Annotated in this window: 1 protein-coding gene; it reads right to left on the bottom strand. The window is 67.0% G+C overall.

Annotated elements, in window-relative coordinates; all coding sequences use genetic code 11:
• Positions 1–178 (bottom strand): MBL fold metallo-hydrolase (locus tag AC0IX4_RS23080; RefSeq protein WP_471831411.1); only part of this gene is annotated, 178 nt, incomplete at its 3' end.
• Positions 179–267: the final 89 nt, after the last annotated feature.

Genomic DNA, 267 nt, shown 5'->3' with positions numbered 1-267 from the left:
GGTGGCCGTGGGGCAGCAGCACCGCGACTGGTACTAGTCCGGCCTCGTCCAGGAACGAGTAGAGCGGCGCGGCCGCTTCCTGGCCAGGGTCGACGACGAAGCCTTCGGCCGAGTCGTCCAAGGACACGACATAGCAGTTCGTCTGGAACATGCCGGCGGGGAATCCGGTGACACGCACCGTGAAGGACTCCTCCGGAGTGATCGGGAGTAAACACCGGACTCGGTGGGCCCCGTCACGGGCCGACAATCCGGGCGAGACGCCGGTGA

This window comes from Rhodococcus sp. AC861 (assembly GCF_979256035.1).
Note: the sequence above shows the minus strand (reverse complement) of the source record. Positions and strands in the feature narration are given on the sequence as shown.